3 protein-coding genes are annotated in these 2,931 nt (G+C 70.4%); all 3 read right to left on the bottom strand.

Going from position 1 to position 2,931, the window contains the following annotated elements; translation table 11 throughout:
- Positions 1–173, bottom strand: a 173-nt coding sequence (locus tag FGX59_RS36370; RefSeq protein ID WP_138473417.1) for a hypothetical protein, incomplete at its 3' end; no start/stop codon positions are given.
- Positions 173–508, bottom strand: coding sequence for a nitrite reductase small subunit NirD (gene nirD / locus FGX59_RS36365; protein WP_138473416.1), 336 nt, complete (start codon positions 506–508; stop codon positions 173–175). The genes nirD and FGX59_RS36370, both read right to left, overlap by 1 nt.
- Positions 505–2,931: nitrite reductase large subunit NirB (nirB, locus tag FGX59_RS36360; protein WP_138473415.1), on the bottom strand; the 2,427-nt coding region annotated here is incomplete at its 5' end. The genes nirD and nirB, both read right to left, overlap by 4 nt.

The following is a 2,931-nucleotide window of genomic DNA, read 5'->3' as shown; positions in this document are numbered from 1 at the left end:
GTTTCGCCGAGGGCGGAGCCCTTCGAGCAGAGGCGGCCGCGATTGGCGGGGTGGGCGGGGTCGCCCTTGATGGCGAGGTCGCCCGTGCCGTCGGGCGCGGCGATCACGCCGCAGCCGACGCCGCAATAGGGGCAGGTGGTGCGGGTGCTCCCGCCGGCTCCGGGCGCGGCCATCACGCGGCGCTCCGGTCCGCAAGGGCGGCGAGATCGAGCAGCAGGCGGCCGCCCTCGACCTTCACCGGATAGGTCGTCGCGACCTCGGTATCCGCCCCCTGCGCCGCGCCGGTGGCGAAGTCGAAGACGCGGTTGTGCAGCGGGCAGGTCACCGATGCGCCATGCACGATCCCCTCGCTCAGCGGGCCGCCCTTGTGGGGGCAGGCGTCGTCCAGCGCATAGACCTCGTCCGCGCCGGTGCGGAACACCGCGATGCAGCCCCGGCTGGTCTTGACCACCCGCGCCCCGCGCTGCGGGATGTCCGCCAGCGCGCCGATATCCGTCCAGCCCGTCATTCCGCTGCCTCCAGGTCGATGGTCGCGATCGGAGAGGACCAGGAGGCCCGCTCCTCTGCCGTGACGAGCGCCGCCCAGGGGTCGGTCTGGTAGACGCTCTGGGAGATGTCGAAGCGCGCGTTGAGCGCGCGGCGCTCGGCCGGGTCGGAGAGCACCTCCTTCACCCAGTCGAGCCCCGCCTTCGCCACCCATTTATACGGGCGGTCCAGGTACTTGGCATGCTCGCGGTAGAGCTGGATGAAGGCGGTCGACCACTCGATCGCCTCTTCCTCGGTGGCGACGTCGACCAGCCGCTCGGTCTCCTTGACGTCCATGCCCGCCGCGCCCGCGACGCCGATCTGGTAGCCGCTATCGACGCAGACGATGCCCACGTCCTTGCAGGTCGCCTCGGCGCAGTTGCGCGGGCAGCCCGAGACGGCGAGCTTCACCTTGTGCGGCGTCCAGCTGCCCCAGAGCCGCTTCTCCAGCTTGATCCCGAGCCCGGTGGAATCCTGCGTGCCGAAGCGGCACCAGTCCGAGCCGACGCAGGTCTTCACCGTCCTCAGACCCTTGGTGTAGGCATGCCCCGAGACCATGCCGGCATCGTTCAGATCCTTCCAGATCGCGGGCAGATCCTCCTTCTTCACGCCCAGCAGGTCGATCCGCTGGCCGCCGGTGACCTTGACCGCGGCATCGTATTTCTTCGCCGCCGCGGCGATCGCCAGCAGCTCCTCGGGCGTGGTCATGCCGCCCCACATCCGCGGCATCACCGAATAGGTGCCGTCCTTCTGGATATTGGCGTGGTTCCTCTCGTTGACGAAGCGGGACTGCGGGTCGTCGCGGTACTCGAGCGGCCAGTCGGCCAGCAGGTAGTAGTTGATGGCGGGGCGGCAGACATGGCAGCCGTCCTTGGTCGTCCAGCCCAGCTCCTGCCAGACGGCCGCCTGCGATTTCAGTTCGCGCGCCTTGATCAGGCGGCGGACATCCTCGTGCGAGAGCTCCGTGCAGCCGCAGACCGGCTGGGCCTGCGGGAGGGCGAAGCCGTCGCCCAGCGTCAGCGCCAGCACCTGTTCGACGAGCCCGGTGCAGGTGCCGCAGGAGGCCGAGGCCTTGCAGCCCGCGCGCAGCGCGCCGATGTCATGGGCGCCCGCATTGATCGCCGCCACGACCTGGCCCTTGGAAACGCCGTTGCAGCCGCAGATCTCCGCCTCATCCGGCAGCGCTGCAACGGCCGCCATAGGGTCCGGCGCGGTCCCCCCCTGGAAGGAGGGGCCGAAGATCAGCGTCTCGCGCATCTCCGAGACATCGGTGCCGTCCTTGATCAGCCCGAAGAACCAGGCGCCGTCGGCGGTGTCGCCGTACATCACCGCGCCGAGCAGCCGGTCCTCCTTCAGCACCAGGCGCTTGTAGACGCCGCGCGCCGGGTCGCGGAAGACGATGTCCTCGCGCCCCTCGCCCTCGGCGAAATCCCCCGCCGAGAAGAGGTCGCAGCCGGTGACCTTCAGCTTGGTGGCCACCTCGACCGGGGCGAAGGCCGCCGCCTCGCCCGCCAGCGTGCGCGCCAGGACCTTGGCCATGTCGAAGAGCGGCGCGACCAGGCCGAAGACGGCGCCCCGGTGCTCGACGCATTCGCCGACCGCCAGGATGTCCGGGTCGGAGGTGACGCAGCGGTCGTCGATGACGATGCCGCGCCCGGTCTCCAGCCCGGCCGCCTTGCCGAGCGCGGTGCCCGGGCGGATGCCCACCGCCATGACGATCAGGTCGGCGGGGATCTCGGTGCCGTCCTCGAGCCGCAGCCCCTCGGCGCGGTCCTGGCCGTAGATCTCCTTCGAGCTGGCCGAGCAGTGGATCGCGATGCCGCGCTCGGCCAGCGCCTTCTCCAGCAGGTAGCCGGCCGAGGGGTCGAGCTGGCGCTCCATCAGGTGGCCGGCGAGATGGACGACGCTGACCTCCATGCCGCGCAGGCGAAGACCGGCGGCGGCCTCGAGGCCCAGGAGGCCGCCGCCGATCACCACGGCCCGCGCGCCAGGGGTGGCGGCGGCCGCGATCATGGTGTTGGTGTCGTCGAGATCGCGGTAGGCGATGACGCCGGGCAGGTCATGGCCGGGCATCGGGATGATGAAGGGGGTCGATCCGGTGGCGAGGACGAGCTTGTCATAGGGCGTCTCGCCCTTTGCGGTGACAACGACCTTGCGGCCGCGGTCGATCGCCGTGACCGGCTCGCCGAAGCGGGTCTCGACGCCGTGGCTGTCGTACCAGTCCGCGTCATGGGTGACGATTTCGCCGTAGGATTTCTCGCCGGAGAGCACGGGGGAGAGCATGATGCGGTTGTAGTTCCCGCGCGGCTCGGCATTGAAGAGCGTGACCTCGTAGGCATCGGGCGCCAGCGAGAACAGCTCCTCCAGAGCCCGCCCCGACGCCATCCCGGCGCCGATGATCACTAG

It is taken from the genome of Poseidonocella sp. HB161398, assembly GCF_005870025.1.
Lineage (GTDB): Bacteria > Pseudomonadota > Alphaproteobacteria > Rhodobacterales > Rhodobacteraceae > Mangrovicoccus.
Note: the sequence above shows the minus strand (reverse complement) of the source record. Positions and strands in the feature narration are given on the sequence as shown.